The following is a 26,996-nucleotide window of genomic DNA, read 5'->3' on the forward strand; positions in this document are numbered from 1 at the left end:
GTCGCTCAGGATAAAATCCCGCTCAGCCCGTGAAGACTCATGTAGATCCCGACGAGGGTAATCAGTGCCGCTGATATCCAGGGCGCTTTTCGCGAAAACTCGCTGAAACCCGGCCAGCGCTTCGTCGCGTGCCTAAGGCTTAAGGCGGCAATCGCCCCGGAAGCCACCAGCGTCAGTGCGAGACCAATACTGAAGCTGAACACCAGCGTTGCGCCGAGTGCGAAATGTTTGAGCTGCAGGCAAATCAGCAGCACCGTGATGGACGCCGGGCAGGGAATAAGCCCGCCCGTCAGGCCAAACAGGGCGATCTGCCCGGTAGTGACGTTTTGTCCGTTGAAACGACGGTTAATATCCTGGGCATGCGCACGCTGGTGGGCGTCTTGCCACTCTTCTTCAACCAGTTGATGACCAGGGTTGTGATGATCATGATGATGGTCGTGGTCGTGGTCGTGGTCGTGGTCGTGGTCGTGGTCATGGTCGTGGTCGTGGTCATGATGATGATGCTCGTGCGGCTGGCTCTCTTTCCAGGTGCGCCAGGCCATCCAGAGCGCGATCGCAATGATCAACACGCCAGAGATCAGCTGGAACCAGGGCTCAGACGTATGAGCATCCCGGCCCCGACCAAACCATAATCCCGCCATCGCAATGATCCAGACCACCGCCGTGTGAGACAGGGTTGCGGCAAGCCCGAGAAGGATCGCCTGCTTAAGCGTCCCGCGGATCGCCACGATAAAAGCGGCCATCATCGTTTTTGAGTGGCCCGGCTCAAGGCCATGCAGCGCACCAAGCAAAATAGCGCTGGGCACAAACAGCCAGGCGTTGCCCTGTTGAAGGAGAGAAGCAAAATCGTTCATTGAACATTCCGGGAGAAAAACTGTGCTCTGATACTACTCCCCCCCAGTAGTATAATACTACCCCCCAGTAGAAAAATACTCAGGGGGAGTAGGGCGTGATATGCTTAAAACATCAAAATTAGGGGGAAAGAGATGTCACATACGGTTCGCGACAAGAAGATGTTATTAACCCGCCTGAAAAAAATTCAGGGGCAGAGCAACGCGCTGGAAAAAATGCTTAATAGCGACCACGAATGCGCCGATGTTCTCCAGCAGCTGGCAGCGATCCGCGGGGCGGTCAACGGCATGATGATGCAGGTGATCGAGGGCCATTTAACCGATCACGTGGTGAAAGAGCCCGAAGAAGAGCAGCGTGAAGCCGATCTTGGCGTGGTTTTAAAGGTGATCAAATCCTACCTTAAGTAGAATGCGTCTTGAGGTTCATTTCCGCCCAGAGAATAAATTCCTCCCTTGGCAGCGCCTTACTGTAGTACCACCCCTGTCCATACTGCACCCCGTGAAGGTGCAGCCAGCGGAGCTGCCCGTCGGTCTCTATACCCTCCGCCACCATGGCCAGATTCAGCGATTTCGCCATTTCAATAATGTGCGGGGTGACATTTTTGTACTCCAGCGCGTCCACAAACGACTTATCTATCTTTAACGTGTCGACGTCCAGATCCTGTAGGTAGCTCAGGCTGGAATAACCGGTACCAAAATCATCGATATAGATGGCATGACCCGAACGGCGGAATGCCGCGATGGCCGGTGCGCTAATTTTAGGATCGGCAAAGCCGCGCTCGGTTAACTCAAGGGCGATCTGTCTGGGATGGACTTTCCACTTATTGAGCAACTGGCTCAGCAGAGGCGGCAACTTGCCGGAGAGTAAATCGGCAGGCGCAAGGTTAATGGAAATATGCTGATCGCCATGCAGATGTAGCCAGTGACCCATATCCTCAAACAGTTTTTCGATGACTAGCTGCGTCAGTTGCGAAATAAGGCCCGTCTGTTCCGCTAGCGGAACGAAAATTTCCGGTGAGAGATAGCTCCCGTCAGGCTGAGGCCAGCGGGCAAGCGCCTCTGCACCGACAATTTTCCCACTGCAGAGCGCCACAATGGGCTGGTAGTTAACCACAAATTCGCGGTTATTAATCGCATCAAGCAGCCTGTAGCGTGGGGATTGTATACGCCGCAGGATACGCAGAACAAAAAGCGCGGCAAGCAGGCTTATCAACACGCCAAACGGCAGCCAGAAAAGAAGTTGCCGATGCCAGGTTTCAGCCAGCGGTTTTAACGCCGCCCAGGCGACGATATTAAACCCCAGTTCAGGAACAGGCTTAATAATATACATTGAGCCGTTGTACTGAACGCGGGTCATTTCCCGATCGACAATCATGTTGCGGATATGAGGAGCAAGCGTGTCGCTGCTGGCAAAAACGAGGTGTGTTGAGCTGCCCACCAGCGCGGCATCAATTGCAATCTCACCGAAAGGGATCACATCCACCAACGAGGCTGGATCGATCAGCACAAGGTAATGGCCTTTGCCCAGCGCGGCCATATAGCGGTTAAAACCAAGATCGTTTTGCGTGGTCAGCCAGGCACTGTAACCATCTGCAGTAATACGCATCGGGGGCGGGAAAGCGGCTGCGTCGCTGTCTTGTTCCAGCGAGGAGCAGAGGGGCTTCAGGCTGTCGATGTAGATCACTTCCTGAACATAACGCCATGAGAAAGCAACCCGACGCATTTCCCGTAAATGCAGATAACTACAGGGAGGCCCCTCAAAGGCCTGAAGCCGGGTCAGCGCTTCTTTTGCCTGATCAACAACCCTGTCGGTACGAAGCAGCACGCGGGAGGCGTAACTATCAAGCACATCGACAAATTTATCCTCCGCCTGGCGATGCGCCAGCCAGATACTGAGGCAAATCGGTACCAGCACAGAAAATATCAGTATGCCTGTGACCAGGCTGACCAGATGTCGGGTTTTCATGCTGCTGTTTCCTTTCTCATATGCCTGTTACCGGGCACAGAGTCGCTTGTCGGAGGCGAAAGATTTTACCGCGAAATGATATAGTTATAGCACGCAGGTGTCATGATTTTCATTTTGTCGCAGACCTTTAAGGACGTTTTGCGAGGAAGGGGGGGAATTTTCAGGGGTTGTTTTTTCAACTGAGCCTGGATATTATTTTGTTATGTTATAACAAAGCATGAAGAGCGTATGATGAAACCTGATATCCATCCAGCCTATCGCACTGTGGTGTTTCACGACACCAGTGCCAACGAATACTTTAAAGTCGGATCGACCATCAAGACCGACCGTGAAATTGAGCTCGACGGTGAAACGTATCCGTACATCACCATCGAAGTCTCTTCAAAATCACACCCGTTTTATACCGGTAAGCAGAAAACGTTCTCGACGGATGGCAGCGCTGCGCGCTTCCGCAAACGTTTTGGCGGCTTTCTTAATGCGAAGCGGGGTTAACCATGCAGGTACTTAACTCGCTGCGCAGTGCGAAACAGCGTCATCCGGATTGCCAGATCGTAAAACGTAAGGGACGCTTGTACGTCATTTGCAAATCGAACCCGCGCTTTAAAGCCGTTCAGGGTCGTAAAAAAAGACGCTAAACGCGCGTTTCACGCCAACTTTCCAGGGATCTGATCTGTTTGCCATCGACGGTAAAATTGTCGGTGGCAAGCCAGTTTTCAAACGCTTTCGCCAGCATCGGCCACTCGCTGTCGATGATTGAGAACCAGTCCGTATCCCGGTTATGACCTTTAGTCACCAGAGCCTGACGAAAGCGCCCTTCAAACTGAAATCCCAGACGGAGCGCCGCCTTGCGGGAAGGTTCGTTCAGGCTGTTACATTTCCATTCATAGCGGCGGTATCCCAGCACGTCGAACGCATACTGCATCAGAAGATATTGCGCTTCTGTGGACATCGGCGTGCGGCTAAGAAGGGGGGAGAAATGAACGTGTCCCACTTCCATAACACCGTTTGTCGGATCGATACGCATCAGCGCCAGCGTACCGACCGGTGCCTGAGTCTGATTATCAATGACGGTGAAATGTATCGGATCCGGTAATTCACACACGCTTGCCACCCACGCGGCAAATTCGCCTGCGGTGGCATCAGGTTCACGCAGCAGCCATGTCCAGCTGCGGGTATCTTCTGCCAGTAGATAGGCGGAAAAGAGGACATCGGCATGTTCCACACGCAGCGGCTCCAGCCGACAGTAGCGGCCATGAAGATTCACCCGGGAAGGGTGCGGGCGGGGTTGCCAGTCGATAAGTTCATCGCCAACAGGTTGTCCAAACTGATTGAATGTGCTCATGTTATTTTCCGCTCTGCTGTAAGTGATCCCAGAGTAAATAAATGCTGGTTCCTTAAAAAGTACCAGTGAGGTATGTTCTGGTGGTACCACGGAGAGAGAAAATGAATATACCTGGCGATGAATTTTATACCCTGATTACTGCTGCGCTGAAAAAGCGCGGTGAAGAGACCTTGCAGCGCACGCTGTATCTTGCCATGCGTGAAGCTGTCCTGCAGGGAAGGCTGCAGGCTGAAAGCCGCTTACCGGGCTCCCGGGTGATTGCGCAGCAGCTTTCCGTGTCCCGTAACACCGTTAATGCGGCGCTTGAGCAACTCTCGCTCGAAGGATATCTGCTGCGCAGTCGTCAGGGTACGCGCGTGGCGCAACTGGCGCAGCGCGGAAATCGACAGGATTTTCCCGAGCCGACCGTCACGCTGGCTAAGCGGGTGACGCAGCTGCCAGAGCCGACGCTGCGGGAGACGCCGGTACTCGCTTTTACACCCGGCACGCCCGCCATCAATTATTTTCCTCTTCCGCTCTGGCGGCGCTTGTACGATCGCGTTTTACGCGAGGAAGGGAGTGCATTGCTTGGCTATGGCGATCCGGCCGGGGAAACCTCATTACGTGAGGCGATTGCCCGCCATCTTGCCCTGTCGCGGGGAATTGATTGCGATGCCAGTCAGATTGTTATTACCGAGGGGGCTCTGGAAGGGGTGAATCTCTGCACGCAGTTGTTGAGCGAGCCGGGGGATATCGCGTGGATTGAAGATCCCGGCTATGCGGGGGCAAAAAGCGCGTTTGCGAAATCGGGATTAACGATGGTGGGCATGCCCGTGGACGACGAGGGAATGAACTGGGAAGGGCAACATGCAGCGCGCCCTGCACTTATCTTTACTTCGCCTTCACATCAGTTTCCCTACGGGAGCGTGCTGAGCGCGCGTCGGCGCTTGTCATTGCTGGCGCTTGCGCTCCAGCATAAGGCCTGGATTATCGAGGACGATTACGACAGCGAGTTTCGGTATTCCGGAGAGCCGGTGCCAGCAATGCTGGGAATGGTCAACAACGCGCCGGTGGTTTATCTGGGAACATTCAGTAAAACGCTGTTCCCGTCGCTCCGAATCGGTTTTATGGTCATCCCACCGTCGCTGGCAAACGCGGCGCGTCCGGCCATTGGTGCGTTATTGCGTGGGGGGCATCGTGCGGAACAGCGTACGCTGGCGCTGTTTATTGAAGAGGGCCATTACGCTCGTCATCTTGCCGCCATGCGTCGGCTCTATCGGAAACGCTACCGGCAGCTGCGCGACGTGCTCAACGCGGAGCTACATGTCGCGCATCGTGTGCTGGCGGCGGAGGGCGGTATGCACCTGACGGTGGCGATTGACGGGATTAATGACAAGGCGATTGTTCAGCAGGCGAGGGCATTTCAGCTGGCCCCCGCGGCGTTAAGCGGGTACTACCTGACGCCGAAGCAGGGGCAAACCGGTCTGGTACTGGGGTACGGTAATACCTCTGCTTCTCAATTTGCGTCAGGTATCCGACGCCTACAGACGCTGATTACACAGCAGCAGGACGGGAAAGCGTAAAGACGTCATAGAAAGAGAGCTGGCCTTTGGTTGAAACCATTTTCTGCAGCTTCTCTTTCTGCCCGGTCTCCACAGCTGGGGAGTGTAAAATGCTGTCGATCAATTCTGTCGGCACAAAGCGCGTGTTGTACCACTCGCCGTTATAGCAGACCCGGAAATCAAGCACGTCGATATCTTCGTAGCGGTAGCGGGGATTAACGTCGAAAAAGAAGAACGCGTTGAATACCACAAACAGCACAACGAGCAGCCAGACGGAGTCCACCAGGGTTTCGGATGTCAGCATCACCACAAGCGTTGCCAGCCAGGCAGCGTACATGGCGACGAAGAGTCCCGGATGCTTGCGAATGAAGCTAATGCTAAAACGCGGGCGATTGTCGCGCTTTTCGCGGTGGTTAAGATCGTCGATGGTGGCGGTGAGCAGGCGCTGTATCTCGGTCATTTTCTGCCTTCATGATTGTTGAAAATACAGGGGATCCGCCTATTTTAGGGGAGCCACCAGGCTGAAAAAAGTAACAGTCAGGCGCTAAAAGACCATAACAGTTGGCTCCCCGATACCTTAGAGCATCTTGATGATTTTTGCCGGATTGCCGCCAACGACAGCATTGGCCGGTACATCTTTTGTCACAACCGCGCCGGAAGCCACGACCACATTATCACCCAGCGTGACGCCAGGATTAATGACGGCGCGCCCGCCAATCCAGACGTTATTGCCAATGGTCACGGGCTTACCAAACTCGACGCCGCTGTTGCGTTCATCGGGATCCAGCGGATGAGTTGCCGTGTAGATATGCACACCCGGTGCCAGCATGCAGTTGTCGCCAATATGAATAGGGCAGACATCCAGCATCACGCAATCGAAGTTAGCGTAAAATTCTTTACCCAGGTAAATGTTGTAACCGTAGTCACAGCGGAAACTCGGCTCGATATACGCGCCTGCGCTTTGTCCTAAAAGTTCCGCCAGAATGTTCTGGCGTTCAGTTTTCGCGTCGGGGGCGGTGTGGTTATAGCGGTGAATCAGATGGCGGGCTCGCAGCCGATCGCCCCGTAACGTCTCATCACCAGGGCGGTAATGTTCACCTGCAATCATCTTCTGTTTTTCTGTGCTCATTTAGGAACCTCTCTGGATATCATTACTGCAGAGTAATAGGGATAGGCCAGTAAGGGAACGTTCCCGGAAAACCTGTGTGATAAGAGTCACAACAATGTTGCGGATGAGCACGTTTTACACGGAGACCTGCTTTCGCACAGGGAGCGTAAGTCGAAAGGTGTATACAAACCAGAACGCGACGTAGAACCTCTACAGATACACGTTAAAGATTAACGAACAAATTTCCATACGGACGTTGGGATTTTGTCATACAGCTTATTCATGGTCAGCTCAGCGAGCCGATGGTCAGCGGCTGAATAAAATACAGCCAGTTCATTATCAGACAGCTCGTATTTATTTTTTTCGATGACACGTTCGAGCGTGTCTATTGACTGACAACGTCGCAAGCGCATCAAATAATCGACTTTTGTTAATGGTTTATCAGACATAAATTCACCTTAGTAATTGTAATAATTTTAACAGGAAAGACTAACCGGGTTTGCTCTGCTCACGTTGACGAAGCAGCGGAATAGCCGATTTCCCGATTTACGCCATTTTTGCAAATCCTGGGCGTTAATGCCGTAGCTACTGAACAACATAAAGGTGTCGTCCAGGTATTCGTCAATTTGCTCAATGAGCTTATTATCTTCATTGTACTTAATTTTATAATTAAGTGCGAAGGTTGCAATATGCTCTATCAGCTCGTTCAACTGTAAATTGATCGCAGACGTTGGGTCATTCACCCAGCCATGGTTACTTTCATCAAGATTGGCAAGGCAGTCATGGTACAAGGATTCGCAGAGAAATTTCAACTGCGCGATATCATGCCTTTTTGGCGAGTACTCGTCCATAGCGCATCCCCTTCTGAGTGATTTCTTACTCACCGAACATCATGTCGGGATGGATACAACATACTTAGCCGCACGGGTGCTGTGTTCCTGATAACTCTAACTATAAGCCACTCTGATCGAGATTTCACCGCGCTATTACGAAAAATTACAATTAAAACCTGATACTGCGTGCGTTTACGCAATTGCCCGGTCTGAACAGAACGTTTTTAACCGAATTAACACTGATTTTTTATCGCGTCCTTACGTTTCATTGATTTAGCGTAAACTGTCAGACGAAGACCAGATTCGGACTTTTCTTTGTTCGATAGTGGTGCTAGGAATATTCCTAATAATTTACGCGGCGAAATGAAATTAAAAAAATCATGAATTCGCCGATTAAGTTTTCAGTTAATTATGATATGTCTTATTAAGATGACAGAAAATAAATAGCAGCACAATAAGCGTAATTTATGATTTTTTTGAAATGAAAAAGGCCGCAAATGCGGCCTTTTTATCATATGAAACCGGTATCAGTGAGGTTCTACCGAATGACTGTGCTCAACGTCTTCATTCTTACGGCTGAAGCGGCGGCGAACCACCACGAAGAACACCGGTACGAAGAAGATCGCAAGAACGGTCGCGGTGACCATCCCACCCATTACGCCGGTACCTACTGCGTTCTGCGCGCCGGAGCCCGCACCGGAGCTGATAACCAGCGGCATTACACCGAGGATAAATGCCAGAGACGTCATCAGGATTGGACGCAGACGCATACGAACGGCTTCAAGCGTCGCCTCAATCAGACCTTTGCCTTCTTTCTCCATCAGATCTTTGGCGAATTCCACGATAAGTATCGCGTTCTTCGCCGACAAGCCAATGGTTGTCAGCAGGCCCACCTGGAAGTAAACGTCGTTGGTTAATCCACGGAACGTTGCGGCAAGCAGCGCGCCGATAACCCCCAGTGGAACAACCAGCATAACGGAGAACGGAATCGACCAGCTCTCATACAGTGCCGCCAGACACAGGAAGACCACGATCAGTGAAATGGCGTACAGGGCAGGGGCCTGGTTCCCGGACAGACGTTCCTGATAGGACATACCGGTCCAGTCATAGCCGATACCTGCAGGCAGTTTACTGGCGAGTTCTTCCATCAGGTTCATCGCTTCACCGGTGCTTCGACCCGGCGCAGCCTGACCCAGGATTTCCATCGATGGCAAGCCGTTATAGCGTTCCAGACGCGGTGAACCGTATTCCCAACGCGAGGTTGAGAAGGCGGAGAACGGTACCATCTGCCCATCGCTGCCGCGAACGTACCAGTTGTTGATGTCGTTCGGCAACATACGGTACTGCGCTTCGGACATCACGTACACCTTCTTCACACGACCGCGGTCGATGAAGTCGTTGACGTAGCTACCGCCCCAGGCCGCGCCCAGTGTGGTATTGATGTCGCTGATGGACACACCCAGCGCCTGGGCTTTTTCCTGGTCGATGTCGATTTTATACTGCGGCGTATCTTCCAGACCGTTTGGACGCACGCCGACCAGCAGGTCAGGGTGTTTAGCCACTTCACCAAACAGCTGGTTACGCGCCTGAGTCAGTTTCTCGTGACCCAAACCACCCTGGTCAATCAGCTGGAAGTCGAAACCGGTCGCCGTACCCAGTTCAACAATCGCTGGCAGGTTAAAGGCGAAGACCATCGCATCTTTAATCTGCGAGAAGGTGCCCATGGCGCGGCCGGTGATCGCTTCAACTTTGTTCTCTTCGCCCGGACGTTCAGACCAGTCTTTCAGAGAAACGAAGGCGATACCGGTGTTCTGACCACGACCCGCAAAGCCAAAGCCGTTAACCGCAAACACGGATTCAACGTTGTCTTTCTCTTTGGTGAGGTAGTAGTCCGTCACTTCGTCCAGCACTTTCTGGGTACGCTCTTGCGATGCACCCGCCGGGAGCTGTGCCATCGTCAGGAACACGCCCTGGTCTTCATCCGGCAGGAACGAGCTTGGCAGACGAACGAACAGGAAAGCCATGCCCACCACGATGATGATATAGAGCAGCAGATAACGACCGGTGCTGCGCAGGATGTTGCCCACGCTGTCGGTGTAATGGTGCGTGCTCTTATCAAACATGCGGTTAAACCAGCCGAAGAACCCTTTGTGCTCGCCGTGGCCGCCTTTCTGAATCGGCTTCAGCATGGTGGCACACAGGGCAGGCGTCAGGATCAACGCCACCAGCACGGACAGCGCCATCGCGGAAACGATGGTAATAGAGAACTGACGGTAAATCGCACCGGTTGAACCCCCGAAGAAGGCCATCGGAATAAATACCGCAGACAGCACCATCGCGATACCGACCAGCGCGCCCTGGATTTGCCCCATCGATTTACGGGTTGCTTCCTTCGGCGGCAGGCCTTCCTCCGCCATCACACGCTCGACGTTCTCTACCACAACGATGGCGTCATCCACCAGCAGGCCGATGGCGAGCACCATCCCGAACATTGTCAGAGTGTTTATCGAGTAGCCAAATATCGACAGGATTGCGAAGGTCCCGAGCAGTACGACCGGAACGGCGATGGTTGGGATCAACGTCGCACGGAAGTTTTGCAGGAACAGGTACATGACCAGGAAGACGAGGATGATCGCCTCAACCAGGGTTTTTACCACTTCGTGAATCGAGATTTTAACGAACGGCGTGGTGTCATACGGATATACGATTTTCAAACCTGACGGGAAGAAAGGTTCCATCTTCTTCAGCTCTGCACGGATAGCCGTGGCGGTGTCCAGGGCGTTAGCGCCTGTCGCCAGTTTGATACCCAGACCGGAAGCCGGTTTGCCGTTGAACTTCGCGATGATGTCGTAGTTCTCACCGCCCAGCTCAACTTTCGCCACGTCGCGCAGGCGAACCTGAGAACCGTCCTGATTCACTTTCAGCAGAATTTTGCTGAACTCATCGGCGGACGTCAGACGCGTCTGTGCGATGATCGAGGCGTTAAGCTGCTGGCCTTTCACCGGCGGCGTACCGCCTAGCTGACCGGCTGCCACCTGGGCGTTCTGTGCTTTGATCGCGCTGATTACGTCAACCGGCGTCAGCTGGAAGTTGTTCAGCTTGTTCGGATCCATCCAGATACGCATCGCGTACTGGGAACCGAACAGCTGCACGTCACCCACACCGGAAGTACGGCTGATGGCGTCCTTCATGTTGGCGCCCACGTAGTCGGAAATATCCTCCTGCGTCATGGTGCCGTTGGTGTTGATAACGCCGACAACCATCAGGAAGCTACTGGACGATTTCTCGACGCTCACGCCCTGCTGTTGTACTTCCTGCGGCAGCAGCGGCATCGCCAGCTGCAGTTTGTTCTGCACCTGAACCTGCGCGATGTCAGCATCGGTACCTGACTGGAAGGTCAGGGTGATCTGAACTGTACCGGTGGAGTCACTGTTTGAGGACATGTACATCAGGTTATCGATACCGTTCATGTTCTGTTCGATAACCTGAGTCACGGTGTCCTGCACCGTTTTTGCATCAGCCCCTGGGTAGGTTGCGGAGATCGTCACCGCCGGTGGCGCAATCGTTGGATATTGCGCGACGGGCAGCTTCAGGATCGCAAGTCCCCCAGCTAGCATGATGATTATGGCGATCACCCACGCAAATATGGGGCGATCGATAAAGAAATTAGGCATGTCTTAACGGCTCCTGTTTAAGTTAAGACTTGGTTTGTTCTGACTGACCAGCGGCTGAAGCTTGTTGTTTATCGTCAGACTTCACTTCCTGTGCTTTAACCTGCGCGCCAGGACGAACTTTTTGCAAACCAGTGATAATCACGCGATCGCCATCTTTCAGACCTTCCGTCACCAGCCATTTATCGCCAATCGCCTGCGTAGCAGTGATATTGCGGGTTTCGACTTTGTCATCCGCCCCGACAACCAGTGCGCTCGCATCGCCGCGTGGCGTACGGGTCACACCCTGCTGTGGAACCAGAAGTGCGGTTGGATTCGTCCCTTCTTCCAGACGCGCGCGAACGAACATACCAGGCAACAGCGTGTTGTCCGGGTTCGGGAAAATCGCACGTAAGGTGATGGAACCGGTGGTCTGGTCGACCGTCACATCAGAGAATTCCAGTGTGCCTGACTGTGGGTATTTGATACCGTCATTGGTCACAAGCTCCACTTTGGCTTTGCCGTTTTCCTGTTGCAGCTTGCCGCTTGCGAGCTCTTGCTTCAGACGCAGGAAATCATTGCTGGACTGTGTGACGTCAACGTAGATCGGATCAAGCTGCTGCACGGTAGCCAGCGCCGTGGCCTGACCGTTCTGCACCAGCGCCCCTTCCGTCACGGAAGATTTACCAATACGACCGCTGATAGGGGAGGTCACTTTGGTGTAGGCCAGGTTAATACGCGCGGTTTCGACGGCGGCTTTCGCGGCAACGACGGCAGCGTTGGTCTGCTGTGCATCCGCCAGCGCAGTATCATAATCCTGTTGACTGATGTACTGCGTACCGAGCAGTTTTTTATAGCGGCTCAGCGTGAGCTGGGAGATTTTGGCTGCAGCTTCAGCTTTCGCCAGATCGCCTTTCGCGCTTTCATAAGACGCCTGATAGGTTGCTGGATCAATCTGATACAGAGACTCACCGGCTTTCACATCACCGCCTTCCGTGAAGTTACGTTTCAGGATAATACCGCTCACCTGAGGACGCACTTCCGCAATGCGGTAAGCACTCGTACGGCCTGGTAATTCTGTGGTGATTTGTAGAGGTTCAGATTTGAGCGTCACAACGCCTACTTCTGGCGCCTGCTGAGCTCCTTGTTGAGCCGGTTTGTCGTCACATCCTGTTAGCGCTAAGCTGCCTGAGAGCATCAGAACGACCGCCAGAGGCGTTAACCCTCTGTTTTTGTTCATATGTAAACCTCGAGTGTCCGATTTCAAATTGATCAAGGGTCCTGAGTCTAAAAACCCATTGCTGCGTTTATATTATCGTCATGCTATGGTACATACATTCACAAATGTATGTAAATCTGACTCCTGTAAATTCACTGACATATGGCACGAAAAACCAAACAACAAGCGCTGGAAACCCGACAACACATTCTGGATGTGGCGATTCGTTTGTTCTCTCAGCAGGGTGTGTCATCAACCTCGCTGGCGCAGATTGCTCAGGCCGCGGGCGTCACGCGGGGAGCGATTTACTGGCATTTCAAAGACAAGTCAGATCTGTTTGGTGAAATCTGGGAGCTTTCAGAATCCAACATTAGCGATCTAGAGACTGAGTATCGGGCAAAATTCCCTGACGATCCACTCTCAGTATTAAGAGAAATTCTAGTATATATCCTTGAAGCAACGGTAGTTGAAGAACGTCGCAGGCTAATGATGGAAATTATTTTTCATAAATGCGAGTTCGTGGGCGAAATGGCGGTCGTCCAGCAGGCGCAGCGTAGCCTGTGTCTGGAGAGCTATGACCGTATCGAACAGACGCTAACGCAATGTATTCAGGCAAAAACGTTACCGGCCAACCTGCTGACGCGACGCGCCGCCATCCTGTTACGTAGCTATGTCTCCGGGCTGATGGAGAACTGGCTATTTGCGCCACAATCTTTTGATCTTAAAAACGAAGCGCGTAGCTACGTCGCCATTTTGCTGGAGATGTTGCAATTTTGTCCGACGCTGCGTGACGAAACCCACTCCGTTCCTGCCTGACCGTCGCCAGGATTTATCCTGGAGGTTCATGTTCTTGCTATTCTGCTTTCAGCGGGCGTGATATTCTTCACACCGGACTATTTTCGGTCATTTCTCACATCATACTCACGACTATGCTGCACACCAAACGCTCGCAACATCCTGTTCTTGCATTATTTTTTGCTATGCTGTTTTTCCTGGCTTCCGCGCCGCTTTCGTATGCTCGCGCAGATAACGCCAGCGATATCCCTTCGCGTGCCGATGTTCAGGCGCAGCTTGATACGCTTAATAAACAAAAAGAGCTGTCGCCTCAGGAGAAACTCGTCCAACAGGATCTGACGGAAACGCTGGAAACGCTGGATAAAATTGAACGCGTAAAAGCAGAAACGGCTCAGCTTCGCCAGAAGGTCGCGCAGGCACCGGACAACATGCGCAAGGCGACAGAGGCGCTGAGCGCGCTGAGCGACGTCGATAACGATGACGAAACCCGCAAAACGCTTGCGACGCTCTCGCTACGTCAGCTGGAGTCGCGTGTGGCGCAGTTGCTGGACGATCTCCAGACCGCGCAGTCCGATCTCGCCACCTATAACAGCCAGCTGGTCTCGCTGCAAACGCAGCCTGAGCGCGTGCAAAACGCGATGTACACCGCGTCTCAGCAGCTTCAGCAGATCCGCAACCGCCTGAATGGGACGGCTGTGGGAGATGGCGCGTTACGCGCTACGCAGCAAACGTTGTTGTTGATTCAGCAGACGTTGCTTAATGCGGAAATTGAACAGCAGCGTAAGAGCCTTGAAGGCAATACGGTGCTGCAGGATACGCTGCAAAAACAGCGTGATTACGTCACCGCCAACATTAATCGTCTTGAGCACCAGCTCCAGCTGCTGCAGGAGGCGGTAAACAGTAAACGCCTGACGCTGACGGAAAAAACCGCTCAGGAAGCTGTCTCGCCAGACGAAACCGCCCGCATTCAGGCCAACCCGCTGGTGAAGCAGGAGCTTGAGCTTAACCATCAGCTAAGTGAGCGTCTGATTCAGGCCACCGAAAGCGGTAACTCGCTGGTGCAGCAGAATATTAAAGTCAAAAACTGGCTGGATCGCGCGCTGCAGGCGGAACGTAACATTAAAGAGCAGATTGCGGTTCTGAAAGGGAGCCTTCTGCTGTCGCGAATTTTGTACCAGCAGCAGCAGACGCTGCCGTCCGCCGACGAGCTGGAGGACATGACCAACCGCATCGCAGATTTACGTCTGGAACAGTTTGACGTCAACCAGCAGCGCGATGCGCTTTTCCAGAGCGATAACTTTGTCGCGAAAGTGGAAGAGGGCCATTCCAGCGAGGTGAACCCGGAGGTTCACGACGCGCTGCTGCAGGTCGTCGATATGCGTCGCGAGCTGCTCGACCAGCTCAACAAACAGCTGGGTAACCAGCTAATGATGGCCATTAACCTGCAGATCAACCAGCAGCAGCTGGTGAGCGTCTCGAAAAGCCTGCAGGAGATTTTGACCCAGCAGATTTTCTGGGTGAACAGCAACAAGCCGATGGACTGGGACTGGGTCAAATCCTTCCCTGAGACGCTGAAGTCGCAAATCAAGAGCATGAAAATCACCGTCAACTGGGAAAAAGCCTGGCCTGCGGTGATGATTGCCTTCCTCGCGGGCCTGCCGCTGTTGCTGATTGCGGGTCTGATCCGCTGGCGTTTGAAATGGCTGAAACAGTATCAGGCCAGGCTGGCGTCAGAAGTGGGACAACTGCGTAACGACAGCCAGCTGCACACCCCGAAAGCGATCCTGATTGACCTGATCCGCGCGCTGCCGGTCTGCCTGCTGATTCTGGCCGCCGGGCTGATTCTGCTCACGATGCAGCTCAACATCAGCGACCTGCTCTGGGCGTTCAGCAAAAAGCTGGCGCTGTTCTGGCTGGTGTTTGGTCTCTGCTGGAAAGTGCTGGAAAAAGACGGAGTGGCGGTGCGTCACTTCAACATGCCGGAACAACTTACCAGCCACTGGCGTCGTCAGATTGTGCGCATCAGCCTCGCGCTGCTGCCGCTGCACTTCTGGTCTGTCGTGTCTGAGCTCTCACCGCTGCATTTGATGGACGACGTGCTGGGGCAGCTGGTTATTCTGCTGAACCTGCTGCTGATTGCCGTTCTGATGTGGCCGATGTGCCGCGACAGCTGGCGTGATAAAGAGTCCCACAACCTTCGTCTGGCGACCGTAACGGTGCTGGCGATCATTCCGCTGGCGCTGATGGTGCTGACGGCAACGGGCTACTTCTATACCACGCTGCGCCTGTCAGGCCGCTGGATCGAAACGGTTTATCTGGTGATTGTCTGGAATCTGCTGTTCCAGACCGTGCTGCGCGGGTTGAGCGTGGCGGCGCGGCGTATCGCCTATCGCCGTGCGATCGCGCGCCGTCAGCATCAGGTGAAAGAGGGGGCAGAAGGCGCGGAGCCGCAGGAAGAGCCGACCATCGCGCTGGAGCAGGTCAACCAGCAAACCATGCGTATCACGATGCTGGTAATGGTGGCGCTGTTTGGGGTGATGTTCTGGGCCATCTGGTCTGATTTAATCACCGTCTTTGCGTACCTCGACAGCGTCAAGCTCTGGCAGTACAGCGGCACCGAGGCGGGTGTGACGGTGATGAAAAGCGTGACCATGGGCAGCCTGCTCTTTGCGCTGGTGTCGCTGGTGGTCGCCTGGGCGCTGATCCGCAACCTGCCGGGCCTGCTGGAAGTGCTGGTGCTGTCCCGCCTGAACCTGCGTCAGGGGGCGTCTTACGCCATCACCACTATCCTGAACTACGTGATCATTATCGCGGGTGCGATGACGGTCTTTGGTTCGCTGGGTGTTTCATGGGACAAACTGCAGTGGCTGGCGGCAGCGCTCTCGGTCGGTCTTGGTTTCGGCCTGCAGGAGATCTTCGGGAACTTCGTATCCGGCCTGATCATCCTGTTCGAACGTCCGGTGCGTATCGGCGATACCGTCACCATCGGCACCTTCTCTGGCACCGTCAGCAAGATCCGTATTCGTGCGACCACCATTACCGACTTTGACCGTAAAGAGGTGATCATCCCGAACAAAGCGTTCGTGACCGAGCGCCTGATCAACTGGTCGCTCTCCGATACGACCACTCGCGTGGTGATCCGCCTCGGCGTGGCCTACGGTTCCGATCTGGATAAGGTGAAAGAGGTGCTGCTGAAGGCGGCGTCTGAACATCCGAAAGTCATGCACGATCCGGCGCCTGCGGTGTTCTTCACCACTTTCGGTCCGAGTACGCTGGACCACGAGCTGCGCCTGTACGTGCGTGAGCTGCGCGATCGCAGCTACACCGTCGACGAACTGAACCGCGCGATCGACCGCCTGTGCCGTGAAAATGACATTAACATCGCCTTCAACCAGCTTGAGGTTCACCTGCGTAACGAAAAAGGTGAAGAGCATACGGAAGTGAAGCGCGAGATTAAGGGTGACGATCCGACTCCGGCATAATCTATTTTCCCTCTGCCCTCAGGGGCGAGGGAACGATTTTCTCCCTCTCCCTCAGGGAGAGGGCTGGGGTGAGGGTAATTTCCCTTCAAAATCCCGCCGCACAATCTCCAGCGCTTTCAGCACCGTCTCCGCCGGGATCTCATGATTCTCCAGCAGCATAATCAAATCGACGGCCAGCTTGACCTCGTCGGGTGCATTTTCCAGTGACATCTTTGTGGCTCCTGTTAACGGGTCAAACGTTCAATGACGCGCTCGATCTCATCCAGCGCCTGTCGGCAGCGGGCAATACGGCCTTCGAGGGCGCTTATCTCGCGCATCAATAGCTGCTGCTCTTCCAGCGTTTCGCTGTTGTTCAGTCGGGCTTCGCGTTCGCGCTTCATCTCAAACAGGCGGCGTTCAAACTCCTGGTTCTCCAGTCGCTTGCGCTGCCATTTACCGAGCCCCGGCGAGGCGCTGTCCCAGGCGCGCAACGGCCAGGCGGCGATTTCGCGATGCAAAGCAGTTATCTGCTCGGTGAGATGCTCCGCCAGCCAGGCCACCTGTTCCTGCTGTCCGTTCTCCACCGCATGGCGTAACTCATCAAGATTCGTTTGCGCCTCCGCAAGATAATCCTGAATTAACGTGCTGCGGGTACGAAAAAGCTGTCGGTCAAAGCGCGGCTTCAGCGTGGCGTGTCCCATCAGCGGCGTGGCCTGCGCGCGCAAGGCGATCAGTTGATTTTGTAGCGTCTCAAGAAGCAAGGCTGTTTTCAAAACGCTCTCCAGTGGTAAAGTAGCCGTTCAGTTTGATAACGATTCGCATTATGCAGCGTACTATTTTAATCATCATTGGCTGGCTCGCGGTAGTGCTGGGCACGCTGGGCGTTGTTTTACCCCTGTTACCGACCACGCCGTTTATTCTGCTGGCGGCCTGGTGCTTCGCCCGTTCATCGCCGCGCTTTCACCACTGGCTGCTCTACCGCTCATGGTTTGGCGGCTACCTGCGGTACTGGCAAAAACACCGGGCTATGCCGCCCGGCGCGAAGCCGCGCGCGATCGCGGTGATCCTCATCACCTTCGCCATTTCATTATGGCTGGTGAAAATGATGTGGGTGCGCATTCTGCTGCTGGCGATCCTGACCTGTCTGCTTATCTTTATGTGGCGGATCCCCGTGGTTGATGAAAAGCAACAAAAGCACTGAAGCCTCATCATGGCTGTTGCAATTATTGCGTACAGCCAGTAAATTCGACCGTTTTCGAGCACAGGTGCGCCTGGTTAAAGGTTAAGCAATTGTTACCTTTACCGACTCGTTGCGCGCCGTGAGTAACACTGTTTCACTTAGGCACAAACCGATGACCGCAACTGCACAGCAGCTTGAATTTCTGAAAAACAGCATCAAAAGCATCCAGGACTATCCAAAGCCTGGCATTCTTTTCCGTGATGTCACCAGCTTGCTGGAAGACCCGAAAGCGTACGCGCTCAGCATTGAACTGCTGGTGGAGCGTTATAAAAACGCAGGGATCACCAAAGTAGTAGGTACCGAAGCCCGTGGCTTCCTGTTTGGCGCACCGGTTGCGCTGGCAATGGGCGTGGGTTTTGTGCCGGTGCGTAAGCCGCGCAAGCTGCCGCGTGAAACCATTGCCGAGAGCTACGAGCTGGAGTACGGCACCGATCAGCTGGAAATCCACGTGGATGCCATCAAGCCAGGCGACAAAGTGCTGGTGGTGGACGATCTGCTGGCAACCGGCGGCACCATCGAAGCGACCGTGAAGCTGATCCGCCGCCTGGGTGGGGAAGTGACCGACGCGGCATTCATCATCAACCTGTTCGATCTGGGTGGCGAACAGCGCCTGGAAAAACAGGGTATTACCAGCTACAGCCTGGTGCCATTCCCGGGTCATTAATCCCGTTCCTCACAACCTCGCTCAATGAGTGAGGTTGTGATAGCATTCCCCTCCATAAATTCACCTTCCAGCGTTGCAGAGCCTGCCCATGAGTTATCAGGTGTTAGCCCGTAAATGGCGACCACAAACCTTTGCTGACGTTGTCGGTCAGGAACATGTGCTGACGGCCCTGGCGAACGGCTTGTCGCTAGGTCGCATCCATCACGCCTATCTTTTTTCCGGCACCCGCGGCGTCGGTAAGACCTCTATTGCCCGTCTGCTGGCGAAAGGCCTCAACTGCGAAACCGGGATTACCGCCACCCCGTGCGGCGTGTGCGATAACTGCAGAGAAATCGAGCAGGGGCGTTTTGTCGATCTGATTGAGATCGACGCCGCCTCGCGCACAAAAGTGGAAGACACTCGCGATCTGCTCGATAACGTGCAGTACGCCCCGGCGCGTGGCCGCTTCAAGGTCTATCTGATCGATGAAGTGCACATGCTGTCGCGTCACAGCTTCAACGCCCTGCTGAAAACGCTGGAAGAGCCGCCTGCACACGTGAAGTTCCTGCTGGCGACCACCGATCCGCAAAAGCTGCCGGTTACCATTCTGTCGCGCTGCCTGCAGTTCCACCTGAAGGCGCTGGACGTTGAGCAGATCCGCGCGCAGCTTGAGCACATTCTCGATGAAGAGAAAATTGTCCACGAACCGCGCGCCCTGCAACTGCTGGCTCGCGCGGCGGACGGTAGCCTGCGTGATGCGTTAAGCCTGACCGATCAGGCGATTGCCAGCGGTGACGGCAAGCTCTCGACCGACGCGGTCAGCACCATGCTCGGTACGCTGGATGACGATCAAGCGCTCTCGCTTATCGAAGCGATGATTGCCGCCAACGGCGAACGCGTGATGTCGCTGGTAAACGCGGCTGCCGCCCGAGGCGTGGAGTGGGAGGGGCTGCTGGTTGAAATGCTCAGCTTGCTGCACCGCGTGGCGATGCTGCAGCTTTCTCCATCGGCAATCGGCGCGGATATGGCCGCCATTGAGCAGCGGATGCGTGAACTTGCCCGCACCGTGCCGCCTGCCGACGTGCAGCTTTACTACCAGACGCTGCTAATTGGCCGCAAAGAGCTGCCGTTTGCGCCGGACCGCCGGATGGGCGTTGAAATGACGCTGCTGCGCGCGCTGGCGTTCCACCCGCGCATGCCGCTGCCCGAGCCGGAAGTGCCGCGACAGTCCTTCGCGCCGGTCGCCCCGACCGCGGTGATGTCGCCGCAGCAGGTGCCGCCTCAGCCGACACCGCCGCCGCAAAACGTGCCGCTGTCGGATGCCACCAGTTCGGTACTTGCCGCACGCAGCCAGTTGCAGCGTGCGCAGGGAGTAACCAAACCAAAAAAGAGTGAACCGGCAGCGCCAGCAAGAGCGCGGCCGGTGAACAACGCCGCGCTTGAACGACTGGCCTCGGTAACGGAGCGCGTACAGTCGCGTCCGGCACCGTCCGCGCTCGAGCAGAAAGCCCCGGCGAAAGAAGAGGCTTACCGCTGGAAGGCAACCACCCTCACCGAAACGGTGAAGGAAGAGGTCGCCACGCCAAAAGCGCTGAAGAAAGCGCTGGAGCATGAGAAAACCCCGGAGCTTGCCGCGAAGCTCGCCGAAGAGTCAATCGAGCGGGACGCCTGGGCCGCTGAGGTCAGCAAACTGCAGCTGCCGAAGCTGGTAGAGCAGGTCGCGCTCAATGCCTGGAAAGAGCAAGAGGGCAACCAGGTGCGTCTGCATCTGCGTCCGGGCCAGCGACATCTGAATTCCCCTGGTGCGCAAAAGGCGCTGGCGGAGGCGCTCACCGCATTGCAGGGTGCGCCGGTTGAATTGACTATCATTGAAGATGATAATCCCGCAGTGCGAACGCCGCTGGAGTGGCGCCAGGCCATTTATGAAGAGAAGCTCGCGCAGGCGCGCGAGTCAATTATCGCGGATAACAACATTCAGACCCTGCGCCGGTTCTTCGACGCCGATCTGGATGAAGAGAGTATTCGCCCCATTTGATCGTGAGTCTGACTTACGGTTGTAATCCTTAAACGTGAAAGAGAGAGAAGCCTATGTTCGGTGGAAAAGGCGGTCTGGGTGGCCTGATGAAGCAGGCTCAGCAGATGCAGGAAAAAATGCAGAAGATGCAGGAAGAGATCGCTCAGCTGGAAGTCACGGGTGAATCCGGTGCCGGTCTGGTAAAAGTGACCATCAACGGTGCGCACAACTGCCGCCGCGTGGAAATCGACCCAAGCCTGCTCGAAGACGACAAAGATATGCTGGAAGATCTGGTTGCCGCCGCGTTTAACGATGCCGCGCGCCGTATCGACGAAACCCAGAAAGAGAAAATGGCCTCTGTTTCCAGCGGTATGCAACTGCCGCCGGGCTTCAAGATGCCATTCTGATGCAAACCAGTCCGCTGCTCACGCAGTTAATGGAAGCACTGCGCTGCCTGCCGGGCGTTGGCCCGAAGTCGGCGCAGCGCATGGCGTTCACGCTTTTGCAGCGCGACCGCAGCGGCGGGATGCGCCTGGCGCAGGCTCTGACCCGCGCCATGTCAGAAATTGGTCACTGTGCGGATTGCCGCACCTTTACCGAGCAGGACGTGTGTAACATCTGTACGAACCCGCGTCGCCAGGAAAACGGCCAGATTTGCGTGGTGGAGAGTCCGGCGGACATCTACGCCATCGAACAAACCGGGCAGTTTTCTGGTCGCTACTTCGTGCTGATGGGGCATCTCTCCCCGCTGGACGGTATTGGCCCGGATGATATCGGTCTCGACCGCCTTGAACAGCGTCTTGAGTCCGAAACCATTAAAGAGGTGATCCTCGCCACCAACCCGACGGTGGAAGGGGAGGCAACTGCTAACTACATCGCCGAACTGTGCTCGCAGTACGGCGTTGACGCCAGCCGCATCGCCCACGGCGTGCCGGTGGGCGGCGAGCTGGAAATGGTCGACGGCACCACGCTGTCGCACTCTCTGGCCGGGCGTCACAAGATTATTTTCTGACCAAACGGAGGCTGCGCGCGTGGCCTCCGCTTGAAATTTTCCTCCCTTATCCCCATCTCTCACTCAACGTTTTACAACCCCATTAAATGGCATTGTTGAGGTCGACTTAGATGAAAGGACAAGAAACCCGTGGTTTCCAGTCAGAAGTAAAACAGCTTCTGCACCTGATGATCCATTCCCTGTATTCCAACAAAGAAATTTTCCTGCGTGAGCTGATTTCCAACGCATCCGATGCGGCGGACAAGCTGCGCTTCCGCGCGCTGTCTAACCCGGACCTGTACGAAGGCGACGGCGAGCTGCGCGTGCGCGTCTCGTTCAATAAAGAGAACCGCACCCTGACCATTGCCGATAACGGCATCGGGATGAACCGCGACGAGGTGATCGACCACCTCGGCACCATTGCCAAATCCGGTACCAAAGCCTTCCTCGAGTCCATGGGCTCTGACCAGGCGAAAGACAGCCAGCTGATCGGCCAGTTCGGCGTGGGCTTCTACTCGGCGTTTATCGTTGCCGACAAAGTCACCGTGCGCACCCGCGCGGCAGGCGAAAGCGCAGAAAATGGTGTGTTCTGGGAATCCAAAGGGGAAGGCGAATACACCGTTGATGACATCACCAAAGCGGATCGCGGCACCGAAATCACCCTCCACCTGCGTGAAGGCGAAGACGATTTCCTGAACGACTGGCGCGTGCGCTCCATCATCAGCAAATATTCCGACCACATCGCGCTGCCGGTTGAGATTGAGAAACAGGAAGAGCAGGACGGTGAAACCGTTGTCTCCTGGGAGAAGATCAACAAGGCGCAGGCGCTGTGGACGCGCAACAAGTCTGAAATTAAAGACGACGAGTACAACGAGTTCTACAAGCACATTGCCCACGACTTTACCGATCCGCTGACCTGGAGCCACAACCGCGTGGAAGGTAAGCAGGAGTACACCAGCCTGCTGTACATTCCGGCGCAGGCGCCGTGGGACATGTGGAACCGCGATCACAAGCACGGCCTGAAGCTCTACGTGCAGCGCGTGTTCATCATGGACGACGCCGAGCAGTTCATGCCGAACTACCTGCGCTTTACGCGCGGGCTGATCGACTCTAACGATCTGCCGCTGAACGTCTCCCGTGAAATTCTGCAGGACAGCACCGTCACCCGCAACCTTCGCAACGCGCTGACCAAACGTACGCTGCAGATGCTGGAAAAACTGGCGAAAGACGATGCGGAAAAATATCAGACCTTCTGGAAACAGTTCGGTCTGGTGCTGAAAGAAGGCCCGGCGGAAGACACCGCGAACGTCGAAACGATCGCCAAACTGCTGCGCTTCGCCTCTACGCATACCGACTCCTCCGCACAGACCGTGTCGCTGGAAGAGTACGTCTCCCGCATGAAAGAAGGGCAGGAGAAGATCTACTACATCACCGCCGACAGCTACGCGGCGGCGAAGAGCAGCCCGCACCTGGAGCTGCTGCGCAAGAAAGGCATCGAAGTGCTGCTGCTTTCTGACCGCATCGACGAGTGGATGATGAACTACCTGACCGAGTTCGACGGTAAATCCTTCCAGTCCGTGGCCAAAGCCGACGAGTCCATCGACAAGCTGGCGGATGAAGTGGACGAAAGCGCGAAAGAAGCCGAGAAGGCGCTGGAGCCGTTCGTCGAGCGCGTGAAAACACTGCTGGGCGATCGCGTGAAAGAGGTGCGCTTCACGCACCGTCTGACCGATACTCCGGCGATTGTCACCACCGATGCCGACGAAATGGGCACCCAGATGGCGAAGCTGTTCGCTGCGGCGGGCCAGGCGATGCCGGAAGTGAAATATATCTTTGAGCTTAATCCGGATCACCCGCTGGTGAAACGTGCGGCAGACACCCAGGACGACGCCCGCTTTGCCGAGTGGGTTGAACTGCTGCTGGATCAGTCCCTGCTGGCCGAGCGCGGCACGCTGGAAGATCCTAACCTGTTCATTAAACGTGTGAATGCGCTGCTGCTGGCGTAACTGACCACGCCTCCCCTGGTCTTCTCCCTCTCCCGTGGGAGAAGGCCGGGGTGAGGGCACCAGACCGCACGATGCAAAATTATCTCCCCCCATTAACCGTTTCAGCCTTCCCGCCTTCCTTGAGCCACGCCCGTTCTGGTGGTATTGTTTAGCGCTTTTGAAAAATTGAAACGACTTTTGAGGGGATTTTCGCAATGCGTATTATTCTGCTTGGCGCTCCGGGCGCGGGTAAAGGAACTCAGGCTCAGTTCATCATGGAGAAATACGGTATTCCGCAAATCTCCACCGGTGACATGCTGCGCGCCGCTGTTAAATCTGGCTCCGAGCTGGGTAAACAAGCGAAAGACATCATGGACGCAGGCAAGCTGGTGACCGACGAGCTGGTTATTGCTCTGGTCAAAGAGCGCATTGCTCAGGAAGACTGCCGTAACGGTTTCCTGCTGGACGGCTTCCCACGCACCATTCCTCAGGCTGACGCCATGAAAGAAGCGGGCATCAACGTGGACTACGTTCTGGAGTTCGACGTACCGGACGAGCTGATCGTTGACCGTATCGTTGGCCGTCGCGTACACGCTGCTTCTGGCCGCGTTTACCACATCAAATTCAACCCACCTAAGGTTGAAGGCAAAGACGACGTGACCGGCGAAGAGCTGACCACCCGTAAAGACGATCAGGAAGAGACTGTGCGTAAACGCCTGGTGGAATACCATCAGATGACTGCACCGCTGATCGGCTACTACACCAAAGAAGCGCAGGCGGGTAACACCCAATACGCCAAAGTCGACGGTACCAAAGCCGTGGCTGACGTACGTGCAGAGCTGGAAAAAATCCTCGGCTAATTGCACGTCTCTCACCCGGGTTCTCCGGGTGAGAAAAATTCTCATCTTACCTATTACAGCAATGGGTTTCGTTTAAACGCATTTCCGCTACAATTGACAACCTATCAAATGGTTAAGAGGCGTGAATGAGTCAGGCGAAAACCGGCATCCTGCTTGCCAATCTGGGCACCCCAGAAGCACCCACTCCAGCAGCGGTAAAACGCTATCTGCGACAGTTTTTAAGCGACACGCGCGTCGTGGATACCCCAAGATTGCTGTGGTGGCCCCTGCTGCGTGGCGTCATTCTGCCGATTCGTTCTCCGCGCGTGGCAAAGCTTTATCAGTCCGTGTGGATGGAAGAGGGCTCGCCGCTGATGGTGTACAGCCGCCGTCAGGAGAAAGCGCTGGCCGCCCGCCTGCCGGATATGCCCGTCGCGCTCGGCATGAGCTATGGAACACCTTCGCTGGAAAGCGCAGTGGAAAACCTGCTAGCGCAGGGCGTTGACCATATCGTCGTTCTGGCGCTCTATCCACAGTATTCGTGTTCGACGGTAGCTGCCGTCTGGGACGAGCTGGCGCGCATTCTGAAGACGCGTCGCCGCATTCCTGCGGTGACCTTTATTCGTGACTACGCGGATAACGATCTGTACATCAAGGCGCTGGCCAGCAGCGCGCGCGCGTCGTTTGAAAAGCACGGCGAGCCGGATCTGCTGCTGCTTTCCTATCACGGCATTCCGCAGCGTTTCGCCAATGAAGGGGATGATTACCCGCAGCGCTGCCGCGATACCACCCGCGAGCTGGTCTCCGCCCTTGGCCTGCCGCCGGAGAAAGTGATGATGACCTTCCAGTCGCGCTTCGGCCGCGAGCCGTGGCTGACGCCGTACACCGATGAAACCCTCAAAATGCTGGGCGAGAAGGGCGTGAAGCACATTCAGGTGATGTCGCCGGGCTTCTCGGCCGACTGTCTGGAAACGCTGGAGGAGATTGCGGTGCAAAACCGGGAATTTTTCCTCGAAGCTGGCGGTGTGAAGTACGAGTACATTCCGGCACTTAACGACTCCCCTGAGCATATCGACATGATGGTCTCGCTGGTGACGAATAGCCGCTGATCGCGCTTGAGGCCGGGTTTGTGCTACCATTCCCGGCTTCTATTCCTTGCACAGTTCAGACCATGAAATTTCCCGGTAAACGTAAATCAAAACACTACTTCCCCGTTAACGCTCGCGATCCGCTCCTGCAGCAAATCCAGCCTGAAAATGAAACCAGCGCCGCATGGGTGGTGGGTATCGATCAGACGCTGGTGGATATTGAAGCCAAAGTGGATGATGCGTTTGTTGCGCGTTACGGTCTGAGCGCCGGGCATTCGCTGGTGATCGAGGACGATGTTGCCGAAGCGTTGTATCAGGAGCTGGTGCGTGAAAATCTGATCGCCCATCAGTTTGCCGGTGGCACCATTGGCAACACCATGCACAACTACTCCGTGCTGGCTGATGACCGTTCGGTGCTGCTCGGCGTGATGTGTAGCAATATCGAAATCGGCGGCTACGCCTATCGTTACCTGTGCAACACCTCCAGCCGTACCGACCTGAACTACCTGCAGGGCGTTGACGGCCCGATTGGCCGCTGCTTTACCCTCATTGGTGAGTCCGGCGAGCGTACCTTTGCCATCAGCCCTGGCCACATGAACAAGCTGCGCGCAGAGAGTATCCCTGAAGAGGTCATTGCGGGGGCCTCTGCGCTGGTGCTCACGTCGTATCTGGTGCGCTGCAAGCCGGGCGAGCCGATGCCGGACGCGACCATGAAGGCGATTGAGTACGCGAAGAAGTACGATGTCCCGGTTGTCCTGACGCTGGGGACCAAATTCGTTATCGCCGACAACCCGGAGTGGTGGCAGGCCTTCCTGAAGGAACACGTTTCGATTCTGGCGATGAACGAAGAAGAGGCCGAAGCGCTGACCGGCGAAAGCGATCCGCTGCTGGCGTCTGACAAAGCGCTGGACTGGGTAGATTTGGTGCTCTGCACCGCCGGACCTGTCGGGCTGTACATGGCGGGCTTCACGGAAGAAGAGAGCAAACGCAAAACCCAGCATCCGCTGCTGCCTGGCGCAATTGCCGAATTCAACCAGTTCGAATTCAGCCGCGGTATGCGCCATAAAGACTGCACCAACCCGCTGCGTATCTACTCCCACATCGCGCCGTACATGGGCGGGCCAGAGAAGATCATGAACACCAACGGCGCGGGCGATGGCGCGCTGGCCGCGCTGCTGCACGACATCACGGCTAACGCTTACCACAAAACCAACGTGCCGAACTCCAGCAAGCACAAGTTCAGCTGGCTGACCTATTCGTCGCTGGCGCAGGTGTGTAAATACGCGAACCGCGTGAGCTATCAGGTGCTGAATCAGCACTCCCCGCGCTTAACGCGTGGCCTGCCGGAACGGGAAGATAGTCTCGAAGAGGCGTATTGGGACAGGTAAAAGCAAAACGGCAACCAGGTTGCCGTTTTTAGTGTTTATTCC

The 26,996-nt window shown here is 55.3% G+C and carries 26 protein-coding genes and 1 other annotated feature; of the genes, 15 read left to right on the top strand and 11 right to left on the bottom strand.

What is annotated here, in order from left to right; translation table 11 throughout:
* Positions 1-5: 5 nt before the first annotated feature.
* Complete coding sequence (locus tag HV355_RS19830) at positions 6-854, bottom strand: nickel/cobalt efflux protein RcnA (protein ID WP_182403131.1); 849 nt, start codon at positions 852-854, stop codon at positions 6-8.
* 132 nt (positions 855-986) lie between these two features.
* On the opposite strand from HV355_RS19830, the gene HV355_RS19835 reads away from it, so the two are divergent.
* A complete protein-coding gene (locus tag HV355_RS19835) occupies positions 987-1,259 on the top strand; it encodes a metal/formaldehyde-sensitive transcriptional repressor (protein ID WP_010428149.1) in 273 nt (90 codons plus the stop codon).
* Here the strand turns inward: HV355_RS19835 and HV355_RS19840 are convergent.
* Positions 1,252-2,817: an EAL domain-containing protein gene (locus HV355_RS19840; protein WP_182403133.1), complete on the bottom strand. Its 1,566-nt coding sequence runs from the start codon at positions 2,815-2,817 to the stop codon at positions 1,252-1,254. The two genes, HV355_RS19835 and HV355_RS19840, sit on opposite strands and share 8 nt — an antisense overlap.
* Positions 2,818-3,048: 231 nt before the next feature.
* Here HV355_RS19840 and HV355_RS19845 point away from each other — a divergent pair, with 231 nt between their 5' ends.
* Both HV355_RS19845 and ykgO read left to right on the top strand, forming a co-directional pair.
* A complete protein-coding gene (locus HV355_RS19845; RefSeq protein WP_010428154.1) occupies positions 3,049-3,309 on the top strand; it encodes a type B 50S ribosomal protein L31 in 261 nt (86 codons plus the stop codon).
* Between the two features lie 2 nt (positions 3,310-3,311).
* Entirely contained in the window at positions 3,312-3,452 is a 141-nt protein-coding gene (ykgO, locus tag HV355_RS19850) for a type B 50S ribosomal protein L36 (RefSeq protein ID WP_003859006.1), read from the top strand.
* Here ykgO and HV355_RS19855 read toward each other — a convergent pair.
* Positions 3,449-4,159, bottom strand: coding sequence for a GNAT family protein (locus tag HV355_RS19855; RefSeq protein ID WP_182403135.1), 711 nt, complete (start codon positions 4,157-4,159; stop codon positions 3,449-3,451). The two genes, ykgO and HV355_RS19855, sit on opposite strands and share 4 nt — an antisense overlap.
* Positions 4,160-4,260: 101 nt before the next feature.
* Here HV355_RS19855 and HV355_RS19860 point away from each other — a divergent pair, with 101 nt between their 5' ends.
* Positions 4,261-5,721 carry a PLP-dependent aminotransferase family protein gene (locus tag HV355_RS19860; protein ID WP_182403137.1) on the top strand — a complete coding sequence of 487 codons (1,461 nt, stop codon included), beginning with the start codon at positions 4,261-4,263 and terminating at the stop codon, positions 5,719-5,721.
* On the opposite strand, the gene HV355_RS19865 is transcribed toward HV355_RS19860, so the two are convergent.
* From HV355_RS19865 to acrA, 6 genes are all read right to left on the bottom strand, one after another.
* Positions 5,693-6,160: a YlaC family protein gene (locus HV355_RS19865; RefSeq protein ID WP_089597999.1), complete on the bottom strand. Its 468-nt coding sequence runs from the start codon at positions 6,158-6,160 to the stop codon at positions 5,693-5,695. The two genes, HV355_RS19860 and HV355_RS19865, sit on opposite strands and share 29 nt — an antisense overlap.
* A gap of 117 nt (positions 6,161-6,277) precedes the next feature.
* A complete protein-coding gene (gene maa / locus HV355_RS19870; protein WP_148400317.1) occupies positions 6,278-6,829 on the bottom strand; it encodes a maltose O-acetyltransferase in 552 nt (183 codons plus the stop codon).
* Between the two features lie 209 nt (positions 6,830-7,038).
* On the bottom strand, positions 7,039-7,257 hold the full coding sequence (locus HV355_RS19875; RefSeq protein WP_010428174.1) for an HHA domain-containing protein: 219 nt from the start codon (positions 7,255-7,257) through the stop codon (positions 7,039-7,041).
* 27 nt (positions 7,258-7,284) lie between these two features.
* Positions 7,285-7,659: an Hha toxicity modulator TomB gene (gene tomB / locus HV355_RS19880; protein WP_008499288.1), complete on the bottom strand. Its 375-nt coding sequence runs from the start codon at positions 7,657-7,659 to the stop codon at positions 7,285-7,287.
* A gap of 509 nt (positions 7,660-8,168) precedes the next feature.
* Entirely contained in the window at positions 8,169-11,315 is a 3,147-nt protein-coding gene (gene acrB, locus HV355_RS19885) for a multidrug efflux RND transporter permease subunit AcrB (protein ID WP_089598001.1), read from the bottom strand.
* 22 nt (positions 11,316-11,337) lie between these two features.
* A complete protein-coding gene (gene acrA / locus HV355_RS19890; protein ID WP_042716154.1) occupies positions 11,338-12,531 on the bottom strand; it encodes a multidrug efflux RND transporter periplasmic adaptor subunit AcrA in 1,194 nt (397 codons plus the stop codon).
* 141 nt (positions 12,532-12,672) lie between these two features.
* Between acrA and acrR the strand changes: the two genes are divergently transcribed.
* Both acrR and mscK read left to right on the top strand, forming a co-directional pair.
* Positions 12,673-13,326 (top strand): multidrug efflux transporter transcriptional repressor AcrR, encoded by a 654-nt coding sequence (acrR, locus tag HV355_RS19895; protein ID WP_010428179.1) that lies wholly within the window; start codon positions 12,673-12,675, stop codon positions 13,324-13,326.
* A gap of 113 nt (positions 13,327-13,439) precedes the next feature.
* Positions 13,440-16,787 carry a mechanosensitive channel MscK gene (gene mscK, locus HV355_RS19900; RefSeq protein WP_108415732.1) on the top strand — a complete coding sequence of 1,116 codons (3,348 nt, stop codon included), beginning with the start codon at positions 13,440-13,442 and terminating at the stop codon, positions 16,785-16,787.
* A 51-nt stretch (positions 16,788-16,838) separates the two neighbouring features.
* On the opposite strand, the gene rsmS is transcribed toward mscK, so the two are convergent.
* Both rsmS and priC read right to left on the bottom strand, forming a co-directional pair.
* Positions 16,839-16,997, bottom strand: coding sequence for a pleiotropic regulatory protein RsmS (rsmS, locus tag HV355_RS19905; protein ID WP_014830906.1), 159 nt, complete (start codon positions 16,995-16,997; stop codon positions 16,839-16,841).
* 14 nt (positions 16,998-17,011) lie between these two features.
* The gene (gene priC, locus HV355_RS19910) at positions 17,012-17,539 is read right to left on the bottom strand and encodes a primosomal replication protein N'' (protein ID WP_182403139.1); all 528 of its coding nucleotides are present in this window, start codon (positions 17,537-17,539) and stop codon (positions 17,012-17,014) included.
* A gap of 50 nt (positions 17,540-17,589) precedes the next feature.
* Between priC and HV355_RS19915 the strand changes: the two genes are divergently transcribed.
* The 9 genes from HV355_RS19915 to HV355_RS19955 all read left to right on the top strand — a co-directional run bounded on the left by HV355_RS19915 (position 17,590) and on the right by HV355_RS19955 (position 26,954).
* Positions 17,590-17,967 carry a DUF454 family protein gene (locus HV355_RS19915; RefSeq protein WP_010428184.1) on the top strand — a complete coding sequence of 126 codons (378 nt, stop codon included), beginning with the start codon at positions 17,590-17,592 and terminating at the stop codon, positions 17,965-17,967.
* Positions 17,968-18,118: 151 nt separating this feature from the next.
* Positions 18,119-18,670 (top strand): adenine phosphoribosyltransferase, encoded by a 552-nt coding sequence (gene apt / locus HV355_RS19920; protein WP_010428187.1) that lies wholly within the window; start codon positions 18,119-18,121, stop codon positions 18,668-18,670.
* An 88-nt stretch (positions 18,671-18,758) separates the two neighbouring features.
* Complete coding sequence (gene dnaX / locus HV355_RS19925; RefSeq protein WP_182403141.1) at positions 18,759-20,684, top strand: DNA polymerase III subunit gamma/tau; 1,926 nt, start codon at positions 18,759-18,761, stop codon at positions 20,682-20,684.
* Positions 20,014-20,078: a sequence feature (DnaX frameshifting element), on the top strand. Its footprint overlaps the gene before it by 65 nt.
* Before the next feature lie 53 nt (positions 20,685-20,737).
* Complete coding sequence (locus HV355_RS19930) at positions 20,738-21,070, top strand: YbaB/EbfC family nucleoid-associated protein (RefSeq protein WP_010428194.1); 333 nt, start codon at positions 20,738-20,740, stop codon at positions 21,068-21,070.
* A complete protein-coding gene (gene recR, locus HV355_RS19935) occupies positions 21,070-21,675 on the top strand; it encodes a recombination mediator RecR (RefSeq protein ID WP_008499298.1) in 606 nt (201 codons plus the stop codon). The genes HV355_RS19930 and recR overlap by 1 nt, the downstream gene beginning before the upstream one ends.
* Before the next feature lie 110 nt (positions 21,676-21,785).
* Complete coding sequence (htpG, locus tag HV355_RS19940; protein ID WP_010428198.1) at positions 21,786-23,660, top strand: molecular chaperone HtpG; 1,875 nt, start codon at positions 21,786-21,788, stop codon at positions 23,658-23,660.
* A gap of 194 nt (positions 23,661-23,854) precedes the next feature.
* Positions 23,855-24,499: an adenylate kinase gene (gene adk / locus HV355_RS19945; protein ID WP_010428200.1), complete on the top strand. Its 645-nt coding sequence runs from the start codon at positions 23,855-23,857 to the stop codon at positions 24,497-24,499.
* A 125-nt stretch (positions 24,500-24,624) separates the two neighbouring features.
* Positions 24,625-25,587 (top strand): ferrochelatase, encoded by a 963-nt coding sequence (gene hemH, locus HV355_RS19950; protein WP_010428201.1) that lies wholly within the window; start codon positions 24,625-24,627, stop codon positions 25,585-25,587.
* 62 nt (positions 25,588-25,649) lie between these two features.
* Positions 25,650-26,954 carry an inosine/guanosine kinase gene (locus HV355_RS19955; protein ID WP_108415736.1) on the top strand — a complete coding sequence of 435 codons (1,305 nt, stop codon included), beginning with the start codon at positions 25,650-25,652 and terminating at the stop codon, positions 26,952-26,954.
* Positions 26,955-26,996: the final 42 nt, after the last annotated feature.

Source organism: Enterobacter sp. RHBSTW-01064 (assembly GCF_014103035.1).
Classification (GTDB): domain Bacteria; phylum Pseudomonadota; class Gammaproteobacteria; order Enterobacterales; family Enterobacteriaceae; genus Enterobacter; species Enterobacter mori.

What these genes read in the sequence shown, in the direction of transcription:
- recR (WP_008499298.1), top strand. Translation starts at nt 21,070, where the DNA reads ATGCAAACCAGTCCGCTGCTCACGCAGTTAATGGAAGCACTGCGCTGC.
- HV355_RS19865 (WP_089597999.1), bottom strand. Translation starts at nt 6,160, where the DNA reads ATGACCGAGATACAGCGCCTGCTCACCGCCACCATCGACGATCTTAAC.
- rsmS (WP_014830906.1), bottom strand. Translation starts at nt 16,997, where the DNA reads ATGTCACTGGAAAATGCACCCGACGAGGTCAAGCTGGCCGTCGATTTG.
- hemH (WP_010428201.1), top strand. Translation starts at nt 24,625, where the DNA reads ATGAGTCAGGCGAAAACCGGCATCCTGCTTGCCAATCTGGGCACCCCA.
- tomB (WP_008499288.1), bottom strand. Translation starts at nt 7,659, where the DNA reads ATGGACGAGTACTCGCCAAAAAGGCATGATATCGCGCAGTTGAAATTT.
- HV355_RS19840 (WP_182403133.1), bottom strand. Translation starts at nt 2,817, where the DNA reads ATGAAAACCCGACATCTGGTCAGCCTGGTCACAGGCATACTGATATTT.
- ykgO (WP_003859006.1), top strand. Translation starts at nt 3,312, where the DNA reads ATGCAGGTACTTAACTCGCTGCGCAGTGCGAAACAGCGTCATCCGGAT.
- adk (WP_010428200.1), top strand. Translation starts at nt 23,855, where the DNA reads ATGCGTATTATTCTGCTTGGCGCTCCGGGCGCGGGTAAAGGAACTCAG.
- maa (WP_148400317.1), bottom strand. Translation starts at nt 6,829, where the DNA reads ATGAGCACAGAAAAACAGAAGATGATTGCAGGTGAACATTACCGCCCT.
- HV355_RS19915 (WP_010428184.1), top strand. Translation starts at nt 17,590, where the DNA reads ATGCAGCGTACTATTTTAATCATCATTGGCTGGCTCGCGGTAGTGCTG.
- apt (WP_010428187.1), top strand. Translation starts at nt 18,119, where the DNA reads ATGACCGCAACTGCACAGCAGCTTGAATTTCTGAAAAACAGCATCAAA.
- HV355_RS19875 (WP_010428174.1), bottom strand. Translation starts at nt 7,257, where the DNA reads ATGTCTGATAAACCATTAACAAAAGTCGATTATTTGATGCGCTTGCGA.
- acrB (WP_089598001.1), bottom strand. Translation starts at nt 11,315, where the DNA reads ATGCCTAATTTCTTTATCGATCGCCCCATATTTGCGTGGGTGATCGCC.
- acrA (WP_042716154.1), bottom strand. Translation starts at nt 12,531, where the DNA reads ATGAACAAAAACAGAGGGTTAACGCCTCTGGCGGTCGTTCTGATGCTC.
- HV355_RS19860 (WP_182403137.1), top strand. Translation starts at nt 4,261, where the DNA reads ATGAATATACCTGGCGATGAATTTTATACCCTGATTACTGCTGCGCTG.
- HV355_RS19955 (WP_108415736.1), top strand. Translation starts at nt 25,650, where the DNA reads ATGAAATTTCCCGGTAAACGTAAATCAAAACACTACTTCCCCGTTAAC.
- HV355_RS19845 (WP_010428154.1), top strand. Translation starts at nt 3,049, where the DNA reads ATGAAACCTGATATCCATCCAGCCTATCGCACTGTGGTGTTTCACGAC.
- dnaX (WP_182403141.1), top strand. Translation starts at nt 18,759, where the DNA reads ATGAGTTATCAGGTGTTAGCCCGTAAATGGCGACCACAAACCTTTGCT.
- HV355_RS19855 (WP_182403135.1), bottom strand. Translation starts at nt 4,159, where the DNA reads ATGAGCACATTCAATCAGTTTGGACAACCTGTTGGCGATGAACTTATC.
- HV355_RS19830 (WP_182403131.1), bottom strand. Translation starts at nt 854, where the DNA reads ATGAACGATTTTGCTTCTCTCCTTCAACAGGGCAACGCCTGGCTGTTT.
- htpG (WP_010428198.1), top strand. Translation starts at nt 21,786, where the DNA reads ATGAAAGGACAAGAAACCCGTGGTTTCCAGTCAGAAGTAAAACAGCTT.
- acrR (WP_010428179.1), top strand. Translation starts at nt 12,673, where the DNA reads ATGGCACGAAAAACCAAACAACAAGCGCTGGAAACCCGACAACACATT.
- HV355_RS19835 (WP_010428149.1), top strand. Translation starts at nt 987, where the DNA reads ATGTCACATACGGTTCGCGACAAGAAGATGTTATTAACCCGCCTGAAA.
- HV355_RS19930 (WP_010428194.1), top strand. Translation starts at nt 20,738, where the DNA reads ATGTTCGGTGGAAAAGGCGGTCTGGGTGGCCTGATGAAGCAGGCTCAG.
- mscK (WP_108415732.1), top strand. Translation starts at nt 13,440, where the DNA reads ATGCTGCACACCAAACGCTCGCAACATCCTGTTCTTGCATTATTTTTT.